The organism is Streptomyces sp. NBC_00328 (genome assembly GCF_036139655.1).
GTDB lineage: Bacteria > Actinomycetota > Actinomycetes > Streptomycetales > Streptomycetaceae > Streptomyces.
On the sequence record NZ_CP108013.1, the window covers coordinates 1,222,194 to 1,242,942 of the forward strand.

The 20,749-nt window shown below is 71.2% G+C and carries 14 protein-coding genes; 6 read left to right on the forward strand and 8 right to left on the reverse strand.

What is annotated here, in order from left to right; all coding sequences use genetic code 11:
* Positions 1–29 precede the first annotated feature (29 nt).
* The gene (locus OG485_RS05245; RefSeq protein ID WP_328674240.1) at positions 30–590 is read right to left on the reverse strand and encodes a carboxymuconolactone decarboxylase family protein; all 561 of its coding nucleotides are present in this window, start codon (positions 588–590) and stop codon (positions 30–32) included.
* 233 nt (positions 591–823) lie between these two features.
* Here OG485_RS05245 and OG485_RS05250 point away from each other — a divergent pair, with 233 nt between their 5' ends.
* Positions 824–1,228, forward strand: coding sequence for a cupin domain-containing protein (locus OG485_RS05250; protein ID WP_328664835.1), 405 nt, complete (start codon positions 824–826; stop codon positions 1,226–1,228).
* Positions 1,229–1,317: 89 nt separating this feature from the next.
* Here the strand turns inward: OG485_RS05250 and fusA are convergent, their stop codons facing one another.
* The 3 genes from fusA to OG485_RS05265 form a co-directional block, all read right to left on the reverse strand.
* Positions 1,318–3,420 (reverse strand): elongation factor G, encoded by a 2,103-nt coding sequence (gene fusA, locus OG485_RS05255; RefSeq protein WP_328664836.1) that lies wholly within the window; start codon positions 3,418–3,420, stop codon positions 1,318–1,320.
* Positions 3,421–3,557: 137 nt separating this feature from the next.
* Positions 3,558–3,698: a hypothetical protein gene (locus OG485_RS05260; RefSeq protein ID WP_162684056.1), complete on the reverse strand. Its 141-nt coding sequence runs from the start codon at positions 3,696–3,698 to the stop codon at positions 3,558–3,560.
* 118 nt (positions 3,699–3,816) lie between these two features.
* A complete protein-coding gene (locus OG485_RS05265; protein WP_328664837.1) occupies positions 3,817–5,826 on the reverse strand; it encodes a lectin in 2,010 nt (669 codons plus the stop codon).
* Positions 5,827–6,073: 247 nt separating this feature from the next.
* Between OG485_RS05265 and OG485_RS05270 the strand changes: the two genes are divergently transcribed.
* Both OG485_RS05270 and galE read left to right on the forward strand, forming a co-directional pair.
* Complete coding sequence (locus tag OG485_RS05270) at positions 6,074–6,823, forward strand: MBL fold metallo-hydrolase (protein WP_328664838.1); 750 nt, start codon at positions 6,074–6,076, stop codon at positions 6,821–6,823.
* A 285-nt stretch (positions 6,824–7,108) separates the two neighbouring features.
* On the forward strand, positions 7,109–8,164 hold the full coding sequence (galE, locus tag OG485_RS05275) for a UDP-glucose 4-epimerase GalE (RefSeq protein ID WP_328664839.1): 1,056 nt from the start codon (positions 7,109–7,111) through the stop codon (positions 8,162–8,164).
* Between the two features lie 225 nt (positions 8,165–8,389).
* Here the strand turns inward: galE and OG485_RS05280 are convergent, their stop codons facing one another.
* The 4 genes from OG485_RS05280 to OG485_RS05295 all read right to left on the reverse strand — a co-directional run bounded on the left by OG485_RS05280 (position 8,390) and on the right by OG485_RS05295 (position 14,056).
* Positions 8,390–10,183 (reverse strand): glycoside hydrolase family 15 protein, encoded by a 1,794-nt coding sequence (locus OG485_RS05280; RefSeq protein WP_326789612.1) that lies wholly within the window; start codon positions 10,181–10,183, stop codon positions 8,390–8,392.
* Between the two features lie 119 nt (positions 10,184–10,302).
* Positions 10,303–11,280, reverse strand: coding sequence for a UDP-glucuronic acid decarboxylase family protein (locus OG485_RS05285; protein ID WP_328664840.1), 978 nt, complete (start codon positions 11,278–11,280; stop codon positions 10,303–10,305).
* 18 nt (positions 11,281–11,298) lie between these two features.
* Positions 11,299–12,684: a UDP-glucose dehydrogenase family protein gene (locus OG485_RS05290; protein WP_328664841.1), complete on the reverse strand. Its 1,386-nt coding sequence runs from the start codon at positions 12,682–12,684 to the stop codon at positions 11,299–11,301.
* 70 nt (positions 12,685–12,754) lie between these two features.
* Positions 12,755–14,056 (reverse strand): glycosyltransferase, encoded by a 1,302-nt coding sequence (locus tag OG485_RS05295; RefSeq protein ID WP_328664842.1) that lies wholly within the window; start codon positions 14,054–14,056, stop codon positions 12,755–12,757.
* A 337-nt stretch (positions 14,057–14,393) separates the two neighbouring features.
* Here OG485_RS05295 and OG485_RS05300 point away from each other — a divergent pair, with 337 nt between their 5' ends.
* From OG485_RS05300 to OG485_RS05310, 3 genes are all read left to right on the forward strand, one after another.
* The gene (locus OG485_RS05300; RefSeq protein WP_328664843.1) at positions 14,394–15,143 is read left to right on the forward strand and encodes a TetR/AcrR family transcriptional regulator; all 750 of its coding nucleotides are present in this window, start codon (positions 14,394–14,396) and stop codon (positions 15,141–15,143) included.
* A 419-nt stretch (positions 15,144–15,562) separates the two neighbouring features.
* On the forward strand, positions 15,563–19,960 hold the full coding sequence (locus OG485_RS05305) for an aminotransferase class I/II-fold pyridoxal phosphate-dependent enzyme (protein WP_443048901.1): 4,398 nt from the start codon (positions 15,563–15,565) through the stop codon (positions 19,958–19,960).
* Positions 19,944–20,684: a class I SAM-dependent methyltransferase gene (locus OG485_RS05310; protein WP_328664845.1), complete on the forward strand. Its 741-nt coding sequence runs from the start codon at positions 19,944–19,946 to the stop codon at positions 20,682–20,684. Before OG485_RS05305 ends, OG485_RS05310 begins: the two co-directional genes overlap by 17 nt.
* Positions 20,685–20,749: the final 65 nt, after the last annotated feature.

The following is a 20,749-nucleotide window of genomic DNA, read 5'->3' on the forward strand; positions in this document are numbered from 1 at the left end:
TCCTTGCGCGTCCGGGTCCGTGAGGGTGGTCACGGCCGCGGTCCGTCGTCGTGGCCGAGCCGCCCGTAGCCGCGGATGTCGGGGAACGGGGGTTCGCGGTCGGCCTGGAGATCCACCTGGAAGGTGTTCAGGCACATCCCGAGCATGGTGAAGTTGCCGAGCGCGCCGATCGTGTCCACCAGGCCCTTGGGGCCGAAGTGGCCCAGCGCCCGGGCGAAGGTCTCGTCGCGCACGAAGTGCTCGTCGAGGACCTCCCGGCAGAACTGGTAGAAGGCCTGGTCGGCTTCGTCCTCGAAGACCGCCTCCCGCCTCTCGGCGACGGCCTTGACCGCGGCCTCGGGGACACCGGCCTCGATCGCCTGGTCCACATGCGCGTTCCAGGAGTACTGCGCGTCCCAGTTCCGGGCGGCCATCAACAGCGTGAGTTCGCGCAGGTGCTTGGGCAGACTGCAGTCGAACCGGGCGAAGGCGCCGAGAGATTCGGCGCGCTCGCACATCTCCGGGCTGTGCAGCCAGACCCGGAAGGGACCACGGACGGCGCCGCGCCGGCCGGCGATGCGGGCGGCCAGTTCCCGCTGGCGCGGTTCCATGTCCTCATCGGTCAGAACGGGGAGCCTCATGTGGCTGCTACCTGCCTTTTCTTTCCGGCGTGTTTCCGGCACGTACGGGAATGCCGTGCGATGCCAGCCGACGGTACAGCCGGGTGCGGGAAGCTCACCCTTCCCGGAATGCAAGGTAAAACTGCACGCCGGACGGCACCCGTTCACGGGGACGCGACCTAACGTCGGTCGACGCATCACCGTCGACGGGAGAGGAACTCCGGATGACCACGATCATCGAAGCCGCGTCCGTGCCCCTGCTGGACCGGGGCGGGGCCGTCGTGACGACACCACTCATCACGACCCGCTCCGCGGGCGGGGAGAACCGCATCACCAGCGGGATGAGCGTCTATCCGGTCGGCTCCGGAGCGCCTTTGCACTCGCACAACTGCGACGAGCACGTGACGGTCCTGGAGGGTGAGGCGGAGGTGGTCGTCGACGGCGAGGTGACGAGGCTGAGGCGATTCGACACCACCTACGTCCCCTCCCCTGTCCCCCATCTCTTCAGGAACGTCGGCGACCGCCCGCTGCGCATCCTGTGGGTCTACTCCTCGGGCCATGTGACACGCACCTTCACCGAGACCGGGAAGACGGTCGAACACCTCTCGGACGAGGACCAGATGGGCTGAGCGGACGGCCCCGCCCCTTGCCGGGGCTGAGCGGACGGCCCCGCCCCTTGTCGGGGCGGGGCCGTCGTCAGGAGCGGGACCGCGCCGATTTACCGGGCGGGCGCGCCCTGGGAGGGGGCCGGGGCGAGACCGGCGGGACGCGTGGCGAACACGCCCCGGCCCTGGGTCCGGCTGCGCAACCGGGTCGCGTAGCCGAAGAGTTCGGCCAGCGGCACGGTGGCGGTGATCACCGACGTACTCCCGCGGGTGAGCGAACCCGAGACCCGGCCGCGCCGGGCCGCGAGGTCGCCGAGCACCCCGCCCACCGCGTCCTCGGGCACGGTGACGGTGACCTCGGCCACCGGCTCCAGCAGGACCATCGCACTGGCGCGCAGCGCCTCACGCAGCCCGAACCGGCCGGCCGCGCGGAACGCCGTCTCCGAGGAGTCCTTCACGTGGGTCGCCCCGTCGGTGAGGGTGACGCGAAGCCCGGTCACCGGGTGACCGCCGAGGGGACCCTCGGCGAGCGCGTCCCGGCAGCCCGCCTCCACGGCACGGACGTACTCCTGCGGCACCCGGCCGCCGACGACCGCCGAACGGAAGACGAAGTCCGCCGCCGTGCCCTCCGGACCGCCGGGGTCCGTCCCCAGCGGCTCCACGTCGAGGACGACATGGGCGAACTGCCCCGAGCCGCCGTCCTGTTTGACATGCCGGTACACCAGACCCGACACCCCGCGGGCCACCGTCTCCCGGTAGGACACCCTCGGCCGCCCGACGGCGACGTCGAGCCCGTGGGCGCGCCGGATCTTCTCCACCGCCACCTCCAGATGCAGTTCTCCCATGCCCGACAGCACCGTCTGCCCGGTCTCGGGGTCGGTGCGCACGACCAGTGAGGGGTCCTCCTCGGCCAGCCGGGCCAGCGCCGACACCAGACGGTCGGTCTCGGTGCTCCTGCGCGCCTCGACCGCCACGGACACCACCGGATCGGCGACGACCGGCGGTTCGAGGAGCAACGGCGCCGCGGGGGCGCACAGGGTGGCACCGGACCGGGCGGACTTCGGCCCGATCACGGCGACGATGTCCCCGGCCACCGCGCGCTCCAGCTCGGCGTGACGGTCGGCCCGTACCCGCAGGATGCGGGCGATCCGCTCGGTGCGTCCCGTTCCCGTGTCCAGCACTGTCTGTCCCTTCTCCACCGTGCCCGCGTAGACACGCAGATACGTCATCCGTCCGGTGGCGGTGGCGTTCACCTTGAACACCAGCCCCGCGAACGGCGCTTGCGGGTCCGCCGCCCGTTCCTGCTCCACGCCGTCGTGCGTGCCGCGGACGGCGGGCACGTCCAGCGGCGAGGGCAGGTAGGCCACCATGGCGTCCAGCAGCGGTTCGACACCGCGGTTGCGGTAGGCCGAGCCGCACAGCACGACCACGCCCTCGCCGGTCCGGGTCAGGTCGCGGAGCGCGGCCGTGAGGGTCCCCGCCGTCAGGGTGGAGCGGGCGCAGAACTCCTCCAGGGCCGCCGGATGGAGTTCCGCCACCGCCTCCTCCAGCAGCCGGCGTCGCCGTCGGGCCTCCTCCAGCAGCTCCGGCGGCACCGGGATGTCCTCGGCCGACTCGGCGCCGTCGGCCCACACCAGCGCGCGCATCCGCAGCAGATCCACCACGCCCGTGAAGGCGTCCTCCGTGCCGATCGGCAACTGGACGACCAGGGGTGCCGGATGCAGCCGTTCGCAGATCGAGTCGACGGCGGTGTCCAGGTCGGCGCCGGCGCGGTCCAGCTTGTTCACGAAGGCGATCCGCGGGACGCCGTGCCGGTCGGCCCGCCGCCACACCGACTCGCTCTGCGGCTCGGCGCCCGCCACGGCGTCGAACACCGCGACGGCTCCGTCGAGGACGCGGAGCGAGCGCTCCACCTCGTCGGAGAAGTCGACGTGGCCCGGGGTGTCGATCAGGTTGATCCGGTGGCCGTTCCAGGCGCAGGTGACGGCCGCGGCGAAGATGGTGATGCCGCGGTCGCGCTCCTGGGAGTCGAAGTCGGTGACGGTGGTGCCGTCATGGACCTCGCCCCGTTTGTGGATGGTGCCGGTGAGGTAGAGGATCCGTTCGGTCACGGTGGTCTTCCCGGCGTCGACATGGGCGAGGATGCCCAGGTTGCGGACGGCGGCGAGGGGGCTGGTGACAGAGCTGGTGAGGTGACGGTGCAGGTCGGTACGCACGGCCGAGGCCTTTCGGACGATCCGGAATCGGGTCGGCGCGATTCCCGGACGACACGCCTGGGATCAGGCGGATGGCGGCCTCCGGCGGGCACGGCGCGGGGCGACCGGGCATGCGGTCGCCGCCGTGCGGGCGGAGGTCAGAAGGTCGTCGCGGGCGTCCGGTTCCGGCCGCGCAGCCGGTACCGGGCCCACGAGGACACCAGGATCACCTCGTACTGTGACGGGGGGACGACGACAGCGGTGCGGTAACGCACGGCCCGGCTCCCCTCGTTCGTCACGGCGCACACGGCACCGGGAGAGGTGGTGTGCGATTCCGTGGCGAGTGTAGGGAACCGGGCGCGGGTCCGGCACCGGGTTTTCCGTGAGCGGTCCGGTGGGCGGGTGCGGTGCGCCGGCTCAGTTGCGGCTCCACCGCTGGTTCGATCCGCCGTTGCACGACCACAGGACGATCGGTGTTCCGTTCGCCGTGCCGTTGCCCGACGCGTCGAGGCACAGGCCGGAGACGTTGCTGGTGACGGTGCCGCCGGAGGTGAGGGTCCATTTCTGGTTGGTGCCGCCGTTGCAGTCCCACAGGACGACCCGGGTGCCGTTCGCGGTCCCGCTGTTGTAGGCGTCCAGGCATTTGTTGCCGTAGACGACGAGTTCGCCGCGGGAGGTGGCGGTGAACGTCTGGTTCTGGCCTCCGCCGCAGTCCCAGAGTTCGGCCTGGGTGTTGTCGGCGATGGCGCTCTTGAAGAAGTCGAGGCAGCGCCCGGAGCCGGTGCCGACGATCGCGGTGCCGTCGGTCCCGGGCAGGGCGCGGACCGTGACCGCGTCGATGTCGGGCGCCGTGCCCGAAGCCGCCGCGAACTTCAGCGTGTTGGAGCCCTTGGCCGTCGAGGCGAGGACGGAGACGGTGCGGTACGTGCTCGACGACCCGGTGGGCGGGAAGGCGAGGGTCTGCGCGTACTGGCCGTTGACCTGGAGGGTCGCCCGGCGCGCCGTGGAGCCGCCGTTGGCGTAGCTGATGTCGACCAGCCGGGTGCCGGCGGTGGACGTGCTGACGGCGGTGAAGGTGGGGGTCGTCGCCGAGGTGGTGTCCTCGTACGTCGTCCCGGAGCCCTCGGTGCCGCCGACGGTGAGCAGGACGGCCTCGCCCGCGGGGACGGAGGCGGTGTAACTCGTCGCGTAGGAAACGGCGTTGGTGGCGGTCCACACATTGCGTACGGTGGCGGAGGCCGTCGTCAGGCCCATGTCCGTCCAGCGGGCGGTGATGTTCGCGGCGGCGGACGTGCGGTTCAGCAGCAGGACCGCGCGTTTGCCGGTGCCGGAGAGGACCTTGCTGTAGACCTGAAGTCCCGTCGTGTCCTCGGCGACCTTGACGCCCTGGAGACCGCGCGGATCCTGGTCGACGGCGATGACCTCGGAGTTGGTGAGGACCGATCTGGTGGACGCGCTCATGGTGGCCAGGTTGTTGCCCGCGAGGAGCGGTGCGCCGGAGATGGCCCACAGTCCCATGTGGGTACGGTTCTGGGCGGCGCTCAGACCCGTCATGCCGACGGTCATCATGTCGGGGTCGTTGTAGAAGCCGGTGTGCTGGGCGGCGGGGTGCAGCGACTTGTCGAAGTTCGCGAGGACGCTGGTCATCGAGGGGTTGTCGGGCCAGTAGACGATGTCGGTGCTGGTACGCCACAGGTCTCCGGTGCCGGCGGCCCAGTTCCACGGGTTGCCCGTCCCCCATTCGCACAGGGACAGGACGAGCGGGCGGCCGGTGACCGCGGTGGCCGCGGTGTTCGCGTCGCGGATCGCCTTGTACGTCGTCTCCTGGTCGAGGCCCTCGGCGTCGCCGCCGCACCAGTCGACCTTGACGAAGTCGAAGCCCCAGTTCTGGAAGGTCTGGAGGTCCTGCTGGCTGTGGCCCTCCAGGCCGGTGCCGGGGGTGGCCGGGGTCGTGGAGGGGGTCGGGTAGTAGTAGCCGCAGCCGTTCTTCCCGGCGTCGGTGTAGATGCCGGCCTTGAGCCCCTTGCCGTGGATGTAGTCGGCGATGGCCTTCATGCCGCCCGGCCACTGGGCGGTGTCGACACTGATGTTGCCGCCGCTGTCGCGGGCGCCCTGCCACCAGCCCTCGTCGATGTTGACGTACGTGTATCCGGCGGCGGCCATCCCGGAGGAGACGAGGGCGTCGGCCTGGGCCTTGATGGTGGCGTAGTCGATCGCACTGGCGAAGCTGTTCCATGACGCCCAGCCCATCGGGGCCGGGGTGACCGCGGCCTGGGTGGTGGCGACGGCGGCCGGAGTGGCCCGCAGCGGCGCGGCCGGGCGGCCGAGTCCGGTCAGCGCGGCGACGGTGAGCAGCAGGACGGCGCCATGGACACCGGCGCGTCTGAGGAGACGTGCCAGACAGAGCATGTTCGAAAGAGGGGACATGCGGCTCTCCCTTGAGGGGTTTGTTCGCAGAGTCGAACAAAAGCGAACGCGGCTCGCCATATGGCAGCGTCTTGACCGCGCCACGTCAAGTCCCGTGCCGCACAAGGCCGTTCGCCTCCACACCTCCCTCCGGGGCGCGCAGCAGGTCGGGAAGCGACGGCCGTGCGCCGCCGGGAAGGCGCTCGCGATACCTTTCGCCCTGTCAGAGCCCCCTGGGCATCAGCGGTTGTCCGACGTCAGGATGGTCATGCGCGAGGAAGCGATCGTCGAAGCAGCACCCGGAGTGCATCTGGTGCACGGCAGCAACACGAACTGGGTGGTGCTGTCCGAGGGCGACTCGGTCACCCTGATCGACACGGGCTATCCGGGCGACCGCGAGAACCTTCTGGCGTCGCTGAAGGCCCTCGGGCACGAGCCCGAGGCGGTGACGGCCGTGCTCATCACCCACGCCCACAGCGACCACCTCGGCTCCGCCGAGTTCCTGAACCGCACCTACGGAACTCCGGTCCAGCTCCACGAGGCCGAAGTGCCCCACGCACGCCGCGAGTTCCTCCACCAGGTGAGCATCGGGCAGGTCATGCGGCAGGCATGGCGCCCCGGCGTGCTGCCCTGGGCGGTGCACGCCATCCGCTCCGGCGGCACGGCGGACGTGACCATGACGAAGCCCGAGGCGTTCCCGCACGAGGGTCCGCTCGACCTGCCCGGCCGGCCCGTCCCGGTGCACACTCCGGGCCACACGCCCGGCCACTGCGTCTACCACCTGCCGGAGGCCGGAGTACTGATCTCCGGTGACGCCCTGGTGAGCGGTCACCCCACCTCGCGGATACAGGGGCCCCAGCTGCTGCCCAGGATGTTCGACACCGAGCGCGCCGGGGCGCTCGCCTCGCTCGACCGCATCGAGGCCCTGGCCGCCGATGTGCTGCTGCCCGGACACGGGCCCGCGCACCGCGCACCGGTGCGCGAGGCCGCGCGTCGCGCCCGGGAGCTGGCCGGCTGACGGAGCCCGCGGCGACGGGTGCCGTCGCCGCTTGACGCAAGGGGCGGCCGGGGGCAGAGTGGTACATATACGCCGTAAACATACGTCGTCTGTCCATTGGCTTCACTCAGGAGCGTCGCACCATGGCGCACGGCAAGCCCAGTCGCGCGGAATCTTCCGGGAGCGGGGCCGCCGGAGCCGGGATCCCCTGGCACCGGTCCGCCCCTCCCCCGGACACCGGGCCTGCCGTGCCGATGCGACGCTCGCCTTCCGATCGCCGCCCGCGCGCACGAAGGAGCCGGGCCCATGAGCGCCCCCTCGACCATTCTCGTCACGGGCGGCGCAGGATTCATCGGTAGTCACGCCTGCGTCGAACTGCTCGACCACGGTTACGAGTTGATCGTGGTCGACGACTATTCCAACAGCAGCCCCCAGGTCTTCGCCCGCGTGGAACGCATCGCGGGCCGTTTCCTCGGCACCGTCTACGAACTGGACATCCGTGATCGACACGCCCTGTCGGCCGTCTTCGACCGCCACTCTGTGGACGCCGTCGTGCACTTCGCCGCGCACAAGGCCGTCGGCACGTCGACACGGATGCCCATCGACTACTACGACACCAACGTCGGTGGAACGACCTCGCTGCTGAACACCATGCACGAGCACGATGTGCACCAGCTCGTCTTCTCCTCGTCCTGCTCCGTGTACGGCGACGCCGGCCACGGACCGCTCGACGAGTCGACCCCGGCGCGGCCGACGAATCCGTACGCCGCCTCCAAGTTCATCTGCGAGCAGATCCTCGCCGACGTCTGCCACCGTCACCCCGAGTACACCGTGCTGTGTCTGCGGTACTTCAATCCGGCGGGCGCCCATCCCAGTGGGCTTCTCGGCGAGGACCCCGCCGGTTCTCCGGAGAACCTGCTGCCGAACCTGGCCCAGGTGGCCATCGGGCGACAGGAACGTCTCCGTGTCTTCGGCGACGACTACCCCACGGCGGACGGGACGGCGATCCGCGACTATCTGCACGTCATGGACACCGTCGAGGCGCATCGCGTCGCCCTCGACCGCCTCGCCGACGAACAGGGCATGCGCGTGTACAACCTCGGTATAGGCAGGGGCAGTTCGGTCCTCGACGTGATCGCCGCCTTCTCCGCGGAGAGCGGCAGGCCCGTGCCCTACGAGATGGTCGCGCGCCGCGCCGGCGATGTCGCCGAACTCGTGGCGGACGCCTCGGCCGTGGGGCGCGCCTGGGGCTGGCACCCTTCGCGGGACCTCGCCGACATGTGCCGGGACGCGTGGCGGTTCCAGGAACTCAACCCGCAAGGCTACGCCGGGTCCGCCCGGCGCTCGTCCGGCAAGGGCTGACACCCGCCGGGCTCCGACTCCGCTGCTCCGGCTCCGGCTCGGTGGCTGTGGCTCTTGCTCCGGCTCCGGTTCTCGTTCCGTGGCTGTGGCTCCGGTTCTCGTTCCGTGAAGGGGCTCCGCCTGTGGCTGTGGCTCCGACACGGGAACGCGGTCTCCACCGGCCGCTCCGGCCGCGGGAATTGGGTCTCCACCGGTCGCTCCGACAGCGGGAACGCGGTCTCCCCGTCACTCCTCCGACAGCAGGAACGCCGTCTCCACCAGTGCGATGTGGCTGAACGCCTGTGGTGCGTTGCCCAGTTGGCGGCCCGCGTCGGGGTCCCACTGCTCCGAGAGCAGACCGAGGTCGTTGCGGATCTCCAGCACCCGCTCGAACACCTCCGTCGCCTCTTCCCGGTGTCCGGTCGTGGCGAGCGCGTCGGCGTACCAGAGGGAGCACGCCACGAACGTGCCCTCGCCGCCGTGCATCCCGTCCACGCCGTGCGGGCCGTGCCCGTTCGGGGCGTACCGCCGCACGAACCCGCCGTGGGTCAGCTCCCGCATCGCCCGCACGGTGCCGAGCACCCTCTCGTCCTCGGCGGGCAGGAAACCCAGCCGCGAAATCAGCAGCGCCGAGGCGTCCAGCGCCGACGAACCGTAGGACTGGACGAAGGACCCGCGTCCCGCGTCCCACCCCTCCCGGCACACCTCCCGGTGCACGTCGTCCCGCAGGGCCCTCCAGACGTCCGAGGGCCCGTTCCTGCCGAGCAGCTCTCCCATCCGCAGCGCGCGGTCGGCGGCCACCCAGGCCATCACCTTGGAGTGCACGAACTGCCGCGCCGGGCCGCGCACTTGCCACAGCCCCTGGTCCGGCTGGCGCCACTGGCGGCGGAGTTGGCCCATCATGGCCTCCACCAGGCTCCACACATGGCCCGGCATGGGGATGCCGGCCCGCAGCGACAGCAGGAGCGCGTCGAGCACCTCGCCGTACACGTCGAGCTGGAACTGGCTCATGGCGGAGTTCCCGAAGCGGACCGGCCGCGAGCCCTCGTAGCCCGGCAGCCACGGCGCCTCCGTCTCCCGGAGCAGCCGCTGCCCGCCGACGCCGTACACGGACTGAAGATCGGCGGGTTGCCCCGCGATGGCCCGCACCAGCCAGCCCAGCCAGGCCGTCGCCTCGTCGCGGTAGCCGCATCGAAGCAGGCAGGACAGCGTCAGCGCGGAGTCGCGCAGCCAGCAGAAGCGGTGGTCCCAGTTGCGTTCGCCGCCGATGCGGCCGGGCAGCGAGGTCGTCGGGGCCGCGACGATGCCCCCGGTGGGCGCGTAGGTGAGCGCCTTGAGCGTGATCAGGGACCGCACCACGGCGTCGCGCCAGGGCCCTTGGTAGTGGCACTGGGCGGTCCAGCTCCGCCAGAAGTCAGTGGTCTCCTTGAGGACCGTCTCCGGCGGAACGGACAGCGGAGTGGGAGGCTCGGGCACGTACGAGGGCGCCCACACGAACGTCAGGGTCGTCCTTCGCCCGGCCAGGACCGTGAACTCGTGGACGATGGAGCGCTCGCCGCCGGGTTCCGCCTCCAGGTCCTCGGTGTTCAGCCAGACGGCGTCCGGCCCGGCGACCGCGACCGTGCAGGCCTCACCGACCTGGACCCACGGCACCACCCTGCCCTGGTGGAAGCGCAGCCGTAGCTCGCTGCGCATGGTCACGGAGCCCGACAGTCCTTCCACCATACGCACGACGCACGGCAGTTGACTGCGCGGCGGCATGAAGTCGGTGACCCGCACGACGCCCGTGGGCGTCTCCCAGCGGGACTCCAGGACGAGTGTGTCGGGCCGGTAGGCGCGGTCGGCGCAGGGAGCACGCACCGCTCGTGAGGCCGGCGCGATGCGCCAGAAGCCGTTGTCCTGTGTGCCCAGCATCGCGGCCAGACAGGCCGGGGAGTCGAACCGGGGCAGACACAGCCAGTCGATGGAACCGTCCCTGCCAACCATGGCAGCGGTTTCCAGATCGCTGATGAGGGCGTAGTCCTCGATGGGTACGTTCATGATCGAAGCCACGCCGCTGTGTTCTTCGCCGCCTGTTCAGGATATGTCCACAGCACCGGAGTTCGCATCCTGACCAGGTGATTCATGAAGCGCGCTCCGCCGCGCAGGGCGAGTCCTTTTCATGAGCTCCGCCCCACCGGGGACGGCTCCGAAGGCCGCAGGGTTCCCCGCGACTCCGCCGTGAACCAGTCGATGGTGTGCCGCAGCCCGTCCTCCAGGGACACCCGTGGGTACCACCCGAGCGCCTCTCGCGCGCGGGAGATGACAGGGCGCCGGCGGACCGGGTCGTCGACGGGCAGGGGGCGGAAGCGCAGCCCGCTGCGTGATCCGGTGATCATGACGACGAGCTCCGCGAGCTCCCGCACGGTCCGCTCGCCGGGATTCCCGAGGTTGAACGGGCCCGGCCGGTGTGAATCGATCATGGCGATCAGACCCCGGACCAGGTCGTCGACGTAGCAGAAACTCCGGGTCTGGCTGCCGTCCCCGAAGAGGGTCAGGGGCTCGCCGCGGAGCGCCTGCCGGATGAAGCTGGAGACCACCCGGCCGTCGTACGAACGCATGCGGGGGCCGTAGGTGTTGAAGATGCGGACGATTCCCACGTCGACCGCCCGGTTCCGCCGGTACGCCATGGACAGGGCCTCGGCGTATCGCTTGGCCTCGTCGTAGACGCTGCGCGGGCCGATGGGGTTGACGTGTCCCCAGTACGTCTCGTCCTGCGGATGCACCTTGGGATCGCCGTAGACCTCGCTGGTGGACGCCATGACGAACCGGGCGGAGTGACGGTCGGCGAGGCGCAGCATGTTCTCCGTCCCCCTGCTGCCCGCGGCCAGTGTCTCCAGCGGGAAGCGCTGGTAGTCGACGGGCGACGCGGGGCTCGCGAGGTTCACCACGGCGTCCACGTCGCCCGCGACGCTGAACGTCTCGGTGATGTCCCAGGCCTCGAAGGCGAACCGGGGGTTGTGCCGGAGCCCGGCGATGTTGGCCGGTCTGCCCGAGGAGAGGTTGTCCAGACAGCAGACTCTGTCGCCTCTGTTCAGCAGGGCCTCGCACAGATGCGATCCCAGGAAGCCGCTTCCGCCGGACACGACGACACGCATGCTCTCTCCTCCCGCCGGTCAGGTGAGCCCCGGACGGCCCGGCGCGTGCAGCGCCCATCCCGCCGAGCGCCACCGGGCCGGGTCCAGGGTGTTCCGTGCGTCCACGAGGACCGGCGAACGCACCACCGTCGCGAGTGCGGCGGGGTCCACGTCCCGGTACTGGGGCCACTCGGTGAGGTGCAGGACGACATCGGCCCGCTCGCAGGCCTTGGCCACGTCCAGGGCGAACTGGAGCGCGGGGTAGGCCTCTCGGGCGTTGTCGATCGCCTCGGGGTCGTGCACGCGGACCTGTGCTCCGCGGCGGCGGATCTCGTCGGCGACCACGAGGGCGGGCGAGTCCCGGACGTCGTCGCTGCCGGGCTTGAAGGCGGCACCGAGCACCGCGACGCTCCGGCCGCCGAAGGAGCCTCCCAGGAGGCGTGCGGCGAGGCCGACGGTGCGCAGGCGCTGTCGCGTGTTGATCTCGTCGACCTGGCGCAGGAAGGCGACGGAGCCGCCGAGTCCGAGTTCCTCGCCCCGGGTGGCGAAGGCCCGGATGTCCTTGGGCAGACAACTGCCGCCGAAACCGAGTCCGGGGGCGAGGAAGCGGTGCCCGATGCGGGAGTCCCTGCCCATCGCCTCGGCCAGGGTGAGGACATCCGCCCCGGTGGCCTCGCAGATCTCGGCCATGGCGTTGATGAAGGAGATCTTGGTGGCGAGGAAGGAGTTGGAGGCGACCTTGACCAGTTCGGCGGTGGCCGGGTCGGTGGCGATGAACGGGGTGCCCGCTTCCAGGAGCGGTGCGTAGATCTCTCTGAGCCGCGCCACGGCCCAGTCGGTGCCGTTCTCCGTGGCGGTGCTCGTCTCGGTGCCGGTAGGCGTCCTGGTGCCGGTGCCTTTCCTCGTGCCGACCACGATGCGTTCGGGCCGCAGGGTGTCCCGAACGGCGCGGCCCTCGCGCAGGAACTCCGGGTTCCAGGCCACTTCGGCCCCCGGAACGGTGGCGCGCAGCCGTTCGCCCAGGCGGGCCGCGGTGCCGACCGGAACGGTGGACTTGCCGACCACCAGGACCCGTTCGTGACCGCTGTCGCGAAGCCAGGGCGCCAGGGCGTCGACGGCCGCCTCGACATGACGCAGGTCCGCCGCGCCCGTTTCGGGGTGCTGGGGTGTGCCGACGCAGACGAAGTGCGTGTCGGCGAAGCGGGCGGCCTCGGCCGGTGAAGTGGTGAAACGCAGCCGGCCGGAGTCCACGGCTCGCACGAGCGTCTCCGACAGGCCTGGTTCGAAGAACGGGGGCGTACCCGCGGTCAGGGCGGCGATCCTGTCGGCGTCGACGTCGACGCCGAGCACTTCGTGCCCGATGTCGGCCATGCAGGCGGCGTGCACCGCGCCGACGTATCCCGTGCCGATGACTGTCAGACGCATGTCGTTCTCCGTGGTCGGCCTGTGGTCGGCTCGTGGCCGGCAGGCTAGTGGGTGTTCGTGGGGTGAGAGGTCAGGGGCGGGGGACGCCTCCCGGGGCGCGCCCGATGACGGGCAGGCCTCGGCGCCCGGTGGCGGGCAGGCGCGGCAGGCCGCGGTAGCAGTCGTCGACGGCCCCGCGCAGGGCCTCGGGGGCGAGTGCGGCGCGGACCCGCCGGCTGCCCTGCCGGCCCATCTCCGCGGCCTCGCGCGGATGGCCGAGGAGCCAGCCGACCGCGCGTGCGGCGCCCGCCGGGTCCGCCGGTGCCACGAGCAGTCCCGTGGCACCGTGCTCCACCAGGTCGGGCACCCCGTTCACGGCCGTGGCGACGACGGGCCGGGCGGCGGCGAGCGCCTCGGTGAGCGCCCGGCCCGGCCCCTGGTACAGGAAGGTGGTCACGAAGACGTCCAGTCCGGCCACGAGCCGCTCGGCGCCCGGACACTGTCCGGTGAGCGTCACCTCGACGTCCAGGTCCGCGGCGAGCCGTCGTACCTCCTCCACCAGCGGGCCGTCCCCGATCATGACGAACGCGGTGTCCGGGTGTTCCGCCCGGATCGCGGCCGCCATGCGGACGAAGGCGAGGGGGTCGTTCCGGGTGTCGACGCGGCCGACGGTGCCGACGAGTGCCGTCTCCCGGGGGACCCCGAGCAGGGCGCGGGCGGCGGGGTCGAAGGTCTCGGGGACGGTGCCCAGCCGTACGGCGGAGGGCACCACGTCTTCCCGGCCCGGCGTGGCCGGACGCTCCTCGGCCGCCGCGGTGGCCCCGCGCGGGGCCACCGCGAGGAACCGCGCGGCCAGTCGGCGTGTCACACGCCGCAGGCCGCGGTGCACCGTGCGCCGGGGGCGAGCGATGTACGGGTGGAAGCTCTGTCCGTGAAGGGTGTGCACGACCACGGGGGTACGGAACAACCGTGCCGCGACCCGGCCGAGAGACCCGCCCTTCGCGGAGTGGGTGTGCACGACCGTGAACCGCTCGCGGCGGATGAGCCGCACGAGCCGTCCCAGGACGAGCATGTCCGCGGGGCCCAGGATGTGCCGGAACCCCGGTGTCTCGAGAGTCCGCACCCCCGCGGCCCGCGCCGGTTCCCACAGGTCGGCACTCGGCACGCCGGCGACCCACACCTCGTAGCGGTCGGGGTCCATGCCCTCGGCCGCGAGCAGCGTGCCGTCCCCGGTTCCCGCCCAGAAGCGGGTGATGACGTGCAGAACCTTGATCCGTGGCAGGACCGGCGCCGGGGGCAGCGCCTCGACGGGTGCCACCCGCGGCGGCGTGGGCCCGCTTCCGGCCGTACCGTCCGGCCGTACCGAGCGGGGGACGAGGGTCCTGTACAGCATCAACGATCACCACCGATGAGCAGGTGCGAAATACGTATATTTACGACGTATACGTACATCTTTACCCCTCGGGTCGTTTCCGGTCAATCCGGCCGGTCGATCCGGGCCGCGGATCACCCCGACCGAGCCAGGACCGGAACGGCGCGCGGGCGACCGCCCGGACCGCGCCGCGAGGAGGAACGAGGAAGAACACCGCCGCCACCCGCGCCCGAATGGCCGGAACAGCACCCTTTTCCTCTATATACGTCGTATACGTACACTTGACCTGATAGGCGACTTCGTCGACGCATGGAGTCGACGAGCAGGATTTCGGGCGGTGGGCCGTAGGGAGGCAGTCATGGCCAGGCAACGGACGCGGGACGAGGACGGCGGGGCGGCCGAGCCTGCGCGACGGGCCAGCGACCGGGGCCACTACGGCCGGCTGAGCCGGAAACTCGTGCTCGCCGCCGCCCTCGGCCTGGTGGACGAGGAGGGCCTGTCGGCTCTGAGCATGCGCCGCCTCGGCGCCCGGCTCGGAGTCGAGGCCATGGCGCTGTACCGCTACGCGGACGGCAAGGACGCCCTGCTGGACGGACTGGTCGAGGCCCTCTACCTCGAACTGGAGGAACGCCTCACCGCCGGTTCCGCGCCGGAGGGCTCCACGACGCCCGGCCCGGCCGCGTGGCGCGACGAACTCCACCGGATCGCGCGGACGAGTTACGAGGTCTGTCTGGCCCATCCCCAGGTCGTGCCGCTGCTCGCCACCCGCATGCTCGCCGTCCCGCTGGCCCGCAGACCGCCGGCCGTGCTCAAGGAACACGAGCGGGTGCTCGCGCTGCTCCACGAGGCGGGGCTCGGCCGTGCCCGCTCGGCGGCCGTCTTCCGCGCCTTCACCGGCTGGGTGCTCGGGTACGTGTCCGTGGAGCTGCGCGCCATGGTGGACAACCCCGACGAGGAGGACACCGCCTTCCGGCTGGGCCTGCACCGGATGCCGCCTCAGGAGCTGCCCCGGCTCCGCGAGATCGCCGCGACCCTCGCCGAGCGGGGCGGCCAGGACGGCCTGGACGCCGGCCTGGACGCCCTGCTCGACCGCTTCACACAGGACTGAACAAGATGCGGCGCTGGATACCGCGACGGCTTCGCACAGGACCGAACCCGGGCACGCGCCGGACGCCGAACGGCTTCGGACAGGAACGAACCCGGGCACGCGCGGACTATGGAGGCACTTCGCACATGAATGCACAGCGGCCCGAGGACGCCGATTCCCACAGCGGCCGTCCGGAAGGGCCCGGGCGAGACCCCGGAGGTGCGACTCCGTCGCACGGCGCCGCCCGGACTGAAGATGCACCGGTCCTCCCCGCGTGCGTACGATCAGCAATGCCCCGTAACCCGGCGAACGGTCCAGTGCCGTCCGACGTAGGGAGGCGGTTCGGCTTGCTGCGGGTACATCGCCTCACCGGCGGCCTCCTGCGGCCACGACGCCTCGGTGCGTACGCCCTCCTGGTGACAGCCACCACCATCGTCTACATGGCCGTTCGCACGACCCGGACCCCCCTGTGGGCGGTCATCGGACTCGGCGGGGTCGCGGCCATGCTCACGGGAATCCTCGTCAACCGCCCGAACCACCGCTGGCCTTGGCTCCTGCTGGCCGCGGGGCTGCTGGCGTTCGCGGCGGGCGACACGTCGTACAACGTGATGGAGTCGTACTTCAACTTCAACAATCCGTTCCCGTCCGCCGCGGACGCCTGCTACCTCGCCACGTATCCGCTGTTCGCCGCCGGTCTCTACGGCCTCGTCCGCTACCGCTGGCCGGGGCACGACCTGCCGAGTCTGCTCGACGCACTGATCTTCGCGCTGGGGCTCGCCCTGCCGGTCTGGGTCTTCCTGGTGCAGCCGCTCGCCCATGTGCCGGGCTTGACCTGGCAGCAGCGCGCCATCAGCATCGCGTACCCGCTCGGCGACGTCCTCGTCCTCGCGATGCTGGCCCGCCTGCTGTCCGCGAGCCCGGGCTCCGGCCGTATCCGCTCCCTGCAGCTCCTCGTGCTGGGAACCGCGACCCTGCTCACCTTCGACATCGCGTACGGGATTCTCCAGCTGAACAACCTGTGGCAGACCGGGACCGTGCTCGACTCCGGCTGGATCGTGTTCTACACCGCCTGGGGGCTCGCCGGACTGCATCCCTCGATGGTGGAACTGACCCGGCCCGTGGAGCGGCAGGAGTCCCTGCGGCCGACACGCCGTCGCCTGCTCATGCTCGCCGCGGCCACCCTGGTGGCACCCGGCATCCTCCTGTACGAGGGACGGCGGGGCGACGCGCAGGACGCCGCCGTGATCGCGGTCTTCTCCGCCTCGCTCTTCCTGCTGGTGATCCTCAGACTCTCCGGGATGGTGGTGGCCCACCGCAATGCCGTGGCACGCGAGCAGGCGCTGCGCACGGCGGCCACGTCCCTCGTCGCGGCGGTCCGGCCACAGGATGTGGCGCGGGCGTGCGACACCACCGTCAGCACCCTGTTCGGGTCCAAGGTCGCGCACCGGAGTCTGGTCCTGCCGGCCGAGTACGCGAGCGGGCTGACGACACGCCGCTCGCACCTGGTCCCCACGGCGGAGCTCGGGGCGGACATCGCGGGCCGGCTCCACGGTCTGCCGACCACCCTGGTGTGCCCGATGATCCCGCCCGACGAGCCGGCCGGTGAACTGCCGGGCGTGCTGATGGCAGCGGGCCCCGAGCAGCAACTCCGCGAGATCCAGAGCTCGCTGGAGATCCTGGCCTCGCACGCCGGACTGGCCGTGGAACGGATCGCGCTGCGCCAGGAGATCATCCGCAAGGAGAGCGAGGCGTACTTCCGCACGCTGGTGCGCAACGCCTCGGACGTCATCCTGATCGTCGAGGACGACAACACGGTCCGGTACGCGAGCCCGTCCGCGCGAGCCGTCTTCGGCCAGGTGGAACTCACCGGGGCACCGCTGCCCGAACTGGTGGACTCCAGCGACCGGACCCGGGTGGTCAGAGGACTCGCCGCCCTGCGGAACGGCGGGGCCCCCGAGACCCACGACCACTGGTGGGTGCTGCGTCACGGCAGCCGCATCGAGGTCGAGGTGCGGTGCAGCGACCTGCGCAAGGACCCCACGGTGGCCGGACTGGTCATCACCCTGCGGGACGTGACCGAGCAACGGCGCCTGGAGCACGAGCTGACGGAACGGGCGTTCCACGATCCGCTGACCGGTCTGCCCAACCGGACCCTGCTCCTGGAGCGGATCGAGCGCGCTCTCCTGCGCAGCCGCCGCGGGACGACGCTCACCTGTCTGCTCTTCATCGACCTCGACGACTTCAAGATGGTCAACGACACGATGGGGCACTCCACCGGCGACCACCTGCTGAGCGCCGTCGGCGAACGGCTCTCGGGGGCCCTGCGCCGCACGGACACCGCGGCCCGGCTCGGGGGCGACGAGTTCGCCGTGCTGATGGAGGACGCGAAGAAGCCGCTGGACGCCGAACTCCTGGCGGCACAGGTGATCCAGGCGCTGAGCAGGCCGTTCAGCCTCCGCGAGGGCTCGGTCAGCGTGTCCGCGAGCGTCGGCGTGGCCACCGCCAGGGACAGCACGGACGCGGAGGAACTCCTCGGCCACGCCGATCTGGCCCTCTATGCGGCCAAGGCGGCGGGCAAGCGACAGTGGCGCAGGTTCCTCCCCCGACTCCGGGTGCGGATGGTCGAGCGGCACGATCTCCAGGCACGGCTCGACGGTGCGGTGGCCCGGTCCGAGTTCACCCTGCGCTACCAGCCGGTCGTCGACATCGGCGCGGGCGAGGTCGTCGGCTTCGAGGCCCTGGCCCGCTGGCCGCATCCGCATCACGAGCCGGTTCCGCCGGACCAGTTCATCGCCCTCGCCGAGGAGACCGGGCACATCACGCCGCTCGGCGCCTGGGTCCTGAGGAACGCCACCACCGACATGGCCGGACTCCAGCGGACGGCCGACGGGGCGGACCCTCCGTACGTCAGCGTGAACGTCTCCCCCCGCCAGTTCCGCGACAGCGGGTTCCTGGGCGAGGTGCGCAAGGCGCTGGAGACCCCGGGGCTCGCCCCGGGGTCGCTCCAGCTGGAGCTCACCGAGACGGTGCTGATGCGCCGGGACGCGCAGATCCAGGCGGTCCTGTACTCGCTGAAGGACCTCGGGGTCCACATAGCCGTCGACGACTTCGGCAGCGGCTACTCGTCGCTGCGGTATCTGCGGGACTTCCCCGTCGACGTACTGAAGATCGACAAGACGTTCATCGACGACATCGCGCTGGACACCCGGCAGGTCGCACTCGTCGAGGGAATCGTCGGTCTGGCCGACACCCTCGGCATCCAGGTGATCGCCGAGGGGATCGAGGACGTGGTGCAGCGGGATCTCCTGGCCGGCATGGGATGCCGGTTCGGACAGGGTTTCCTCTTCGCCCGGCCCATGACCGTGCAGCAGAGCGAGTTCCTGCTGCGGCAGCGCGACGGGGTTCGCGCCCCGGCCCGCTCCGCCACCGCGACGGCGGAGCCCAGATACGGAATGGGACGGATCGGGCCGCCGGCCGCGGACCCGGACAAGGAGCCGTCCGCGGACCCGGGCAAGGAGCCGTCCGCGGACCCGGGCAAGGAGCCGTCCGCCCTGCCCGAGGCTGCGGGGACCGACGACACGCAGACGGCGAGCACACGCCGCTCCAGGCGCTGGCGCGACCTGGAACACCTGCGGAAGACCAACCCCATGAGCGACGCCGTGCTGGACGAGGTACGCGGCCGGCACATCCGCAGCGGCGACCACTGGATGATCGACTTCGCCTCCTGCAACTACCTCGGCTTCGACTGCGACCCGGAGATCATCCAGGCCATCGAGCCGGCCGTACAGCTCTGGGGCACCCACCCCAGCTGGTCGCGGCTGATCGGCAGTCCCCGCCTGTACCCCGACATCGAGGAACGGCTCGCCGACCTGCTCGGCGCGCCGGACACGCTGCTGCTGCCCACGCTGACCCTGATCCACGCCTCGGTGATCCCCGCCCTCGCGGGCCAGGGCCATGTCTTCGTCGAGGCCACGGCGCACCGGACCGTGTTCGACGGATGTGTGGGGGCCCGCGGACAGGGCGCGACGCTGCGCCGGTTCCACGCCGAACGCCCCGACGAACTGGCCGTCATGCTGGACGCGGTACCCGCCGACCTGCCCCGGCTGGTCTGCCTGGACGGTGTGAACAGCATGAGCGGGAACATCCCCGACCTGTCGAGGCTGATCGAGGTGTGCAGGCCGCGAAACGCCCTGATGTACATCGACGACGCGCACGGCTTCGGCGTCATCGGGGAGCGCGGCCCGCAGGAGTCGTGTCCGTACGGGGACCGCGGCAACAGCATCGTGCGGCACACGGGAGAGTCGTACGAGGGGCTCGTGCTCGTCGGCGGCTTCTCCAAGGCGTACTCGTCGCTGCTGGCCTTCCTCGCGCTGCCCAGCTCGCTCAAGGACCGCCTCAAGACCGCCGCGGCCCCCTACCTCTACTCGGGTCCCTCGCCCACCGCCTCCCTCGCCACGGCGCTGGCCGGTCTCGAAGTCAACGACCGTCGCGGGGACGAGATCCGGGCCGACCTGTACCGCAAGACCGGGCGTGTGCTCGACCACCTGGAGGAACTCGGGGTCGGCACGCTCAACACGGACCGTCTGCCGATCATCGAGATCCCCCTGGCCGACGCCGACGACCTGGACGCGGTCGGCGGGTTCCTGTGGGCCAACGGCATCTACGTGACCCTGGCGGCCTACCCCCTCGTACCCCGCGACCGGGTCGGGTTCCGGCTCCAGCTCACCGCCCTCAACTCCGACGAGGACATCGAGCAGCTCAACGACACGCTCACCCGGCTCACCGAGCGCTATCGGCTGCGGCCGGGAGACGGAGTCCGCGATGGCGGTTCTCAATGACGACGTGGACTGGGACAGCTGGCCCGTCGAGGACTATCTGGCGGAGAACTACCGCGAGCTGCATCCCTCGGACACGGCGGTCATCACCCACCACTGCGCGTTCTACCGCGAGTTCGCACCGGGCAGCGTCGGCCGGTCCGTGGAGATCGGGGCCGGACCCAATCTCTATCCGCTGATCCTCGCGTCCGCCGCGAGCCGCCGCATCGACGCCGTGGAGGCGGGTGCCTCCAACACCGCTTATCTGGAGTGGCAGTTGAACGGGACACCGGAAGAAAGCTGGCTGCCGTTCCACACGTTGTGCCGCAGCCTCAACCCGGACATACCCGAGACCCTGGAAGAGGCGCTGTCCCCGGTGCGTCTGGTGCACGGCGACCTGAGGTCCATCGAACCGGGGAGCTACGACCTCGCCTCCATGCACTTCGTGGCCGAGGGGGCCACCGAGGACTTCGAGGAGTTCAAGGACTTCTGCCGCCGGTTCGTCCGGTGCGTGGTACCGGGCGGACATCTGGTCGCCGCCTTCATGGAGAACATGCCGACCTACCGGATCGGCGCGGCGTCCCGCTGGCCCGGCTGCCCGGTGGACACGGACGTCATCACCGAGGTGTTCACCCCGCTCACCGACCGGCTCGAGGTCGGCCGCATCCCCTCGGACCCGACCCTGCCGGACTACGGGGACTCCGGGATGATCCTGCTCACCGGGGCGGCGGCCTCACCCCCGCGGTGAGCCGCCGCTCCCGTGCGTGGCCGCGTGCGGGGCCGAACGCCGTGCCGGGCCGGACGGGTTCGTGC

What these genes read in the sequence shown, in the direction of transcription:
- OG485_RS05245 (WP_328674240.1), bottom strand. Translation starts at nt 590, where the DNA reads ATGGAACCGCGCCAGCGGGAACTGGCCGCCCGCATCGCCGGCCGGCGC.
- OG485_RS05250 (WP_328664835.1), top strand. Translation starts at nt 824, where the DNA reads ATGACCACGATCATCGAAGCCGCGTCCGTGCCCCTGCTGGACCGGGGC.
- OG485_RS05265 (WP_328664837.1), bottom strand. Translation starts at nt 5,826, where the DNA reads ATGTCCCCTCTTTCGAACATGCTCTGTCTGGCACGTCTCCTCAGACGC.
- OG485_RS05270 (WP_328664838.1), top strand. Translation starts at nt 6,074, where the DNA reads ATGCGCGAGGAAGCGATCGTCGAAGCAGCACCCGGAGTGCATCTGGTG.
- galE (WP_328664839.1), top strand. Translation starts at nt 7,109, where the DNA reads ATGAGCGCCCCCTCGACCATTCTCGTCACGGGCGGCGCAGGATTCATC.
- OG485_RS05280 (WP_326789612.1), bottom strand. Translation starts at nt 10,183, where the DNA reads ATGAACGTACCCATCGAGGACTACGCCCTCATCAGCGATCTGGAAACC.
- OG485_RS05285 (WP_328664840.1), bottom strand. Translation starts at nt 11,280, where the DNA reads ATGCGTGTCGTCGTGTCCGGCGGAAGCGGCTTCCTGGGATCGCATCTG.
- OG485_RS05290 (WP_328664841.1), bottom strand. Translation starts at nt 12,684, where the DNA reads ATGCGTCTGACAGTCATCGGCACGGGATACGTCGGCGCGGTGCACGCC.
- OG485_RS05295 (WP_328664842.1), bottom strand. Translation starts at nt 14,056, where the DNA reads ATGCTGTACAGGACCCTCGTCCCCCGCTCGGTACGGCCGGACGGTACG.
- OG485_RS05300 (WP_328664843.1), top strand. Translation starts at nt 14,394, where the DNA reads ATGGCCAGGCAACGGACGCGGGACGAGGACGGCGGGGCGGCCGAGCCT.
- OG485_RS05305 (WP_443048901.1), top strand. Translation starts at nt 15,563, where the DNA reads ATGGCCGTTCGCACGACCCGGACCCCCCTGTGGGCGGTCATCGGACTC.
- OG485_RS05310 (WP_328664845.1), top strand. Translation starts at nt 19,944, where the DNA reads ATGGCGGTTCTCAATGACGACGTGGACTGGGACAGCTGGCCCGTCGAG.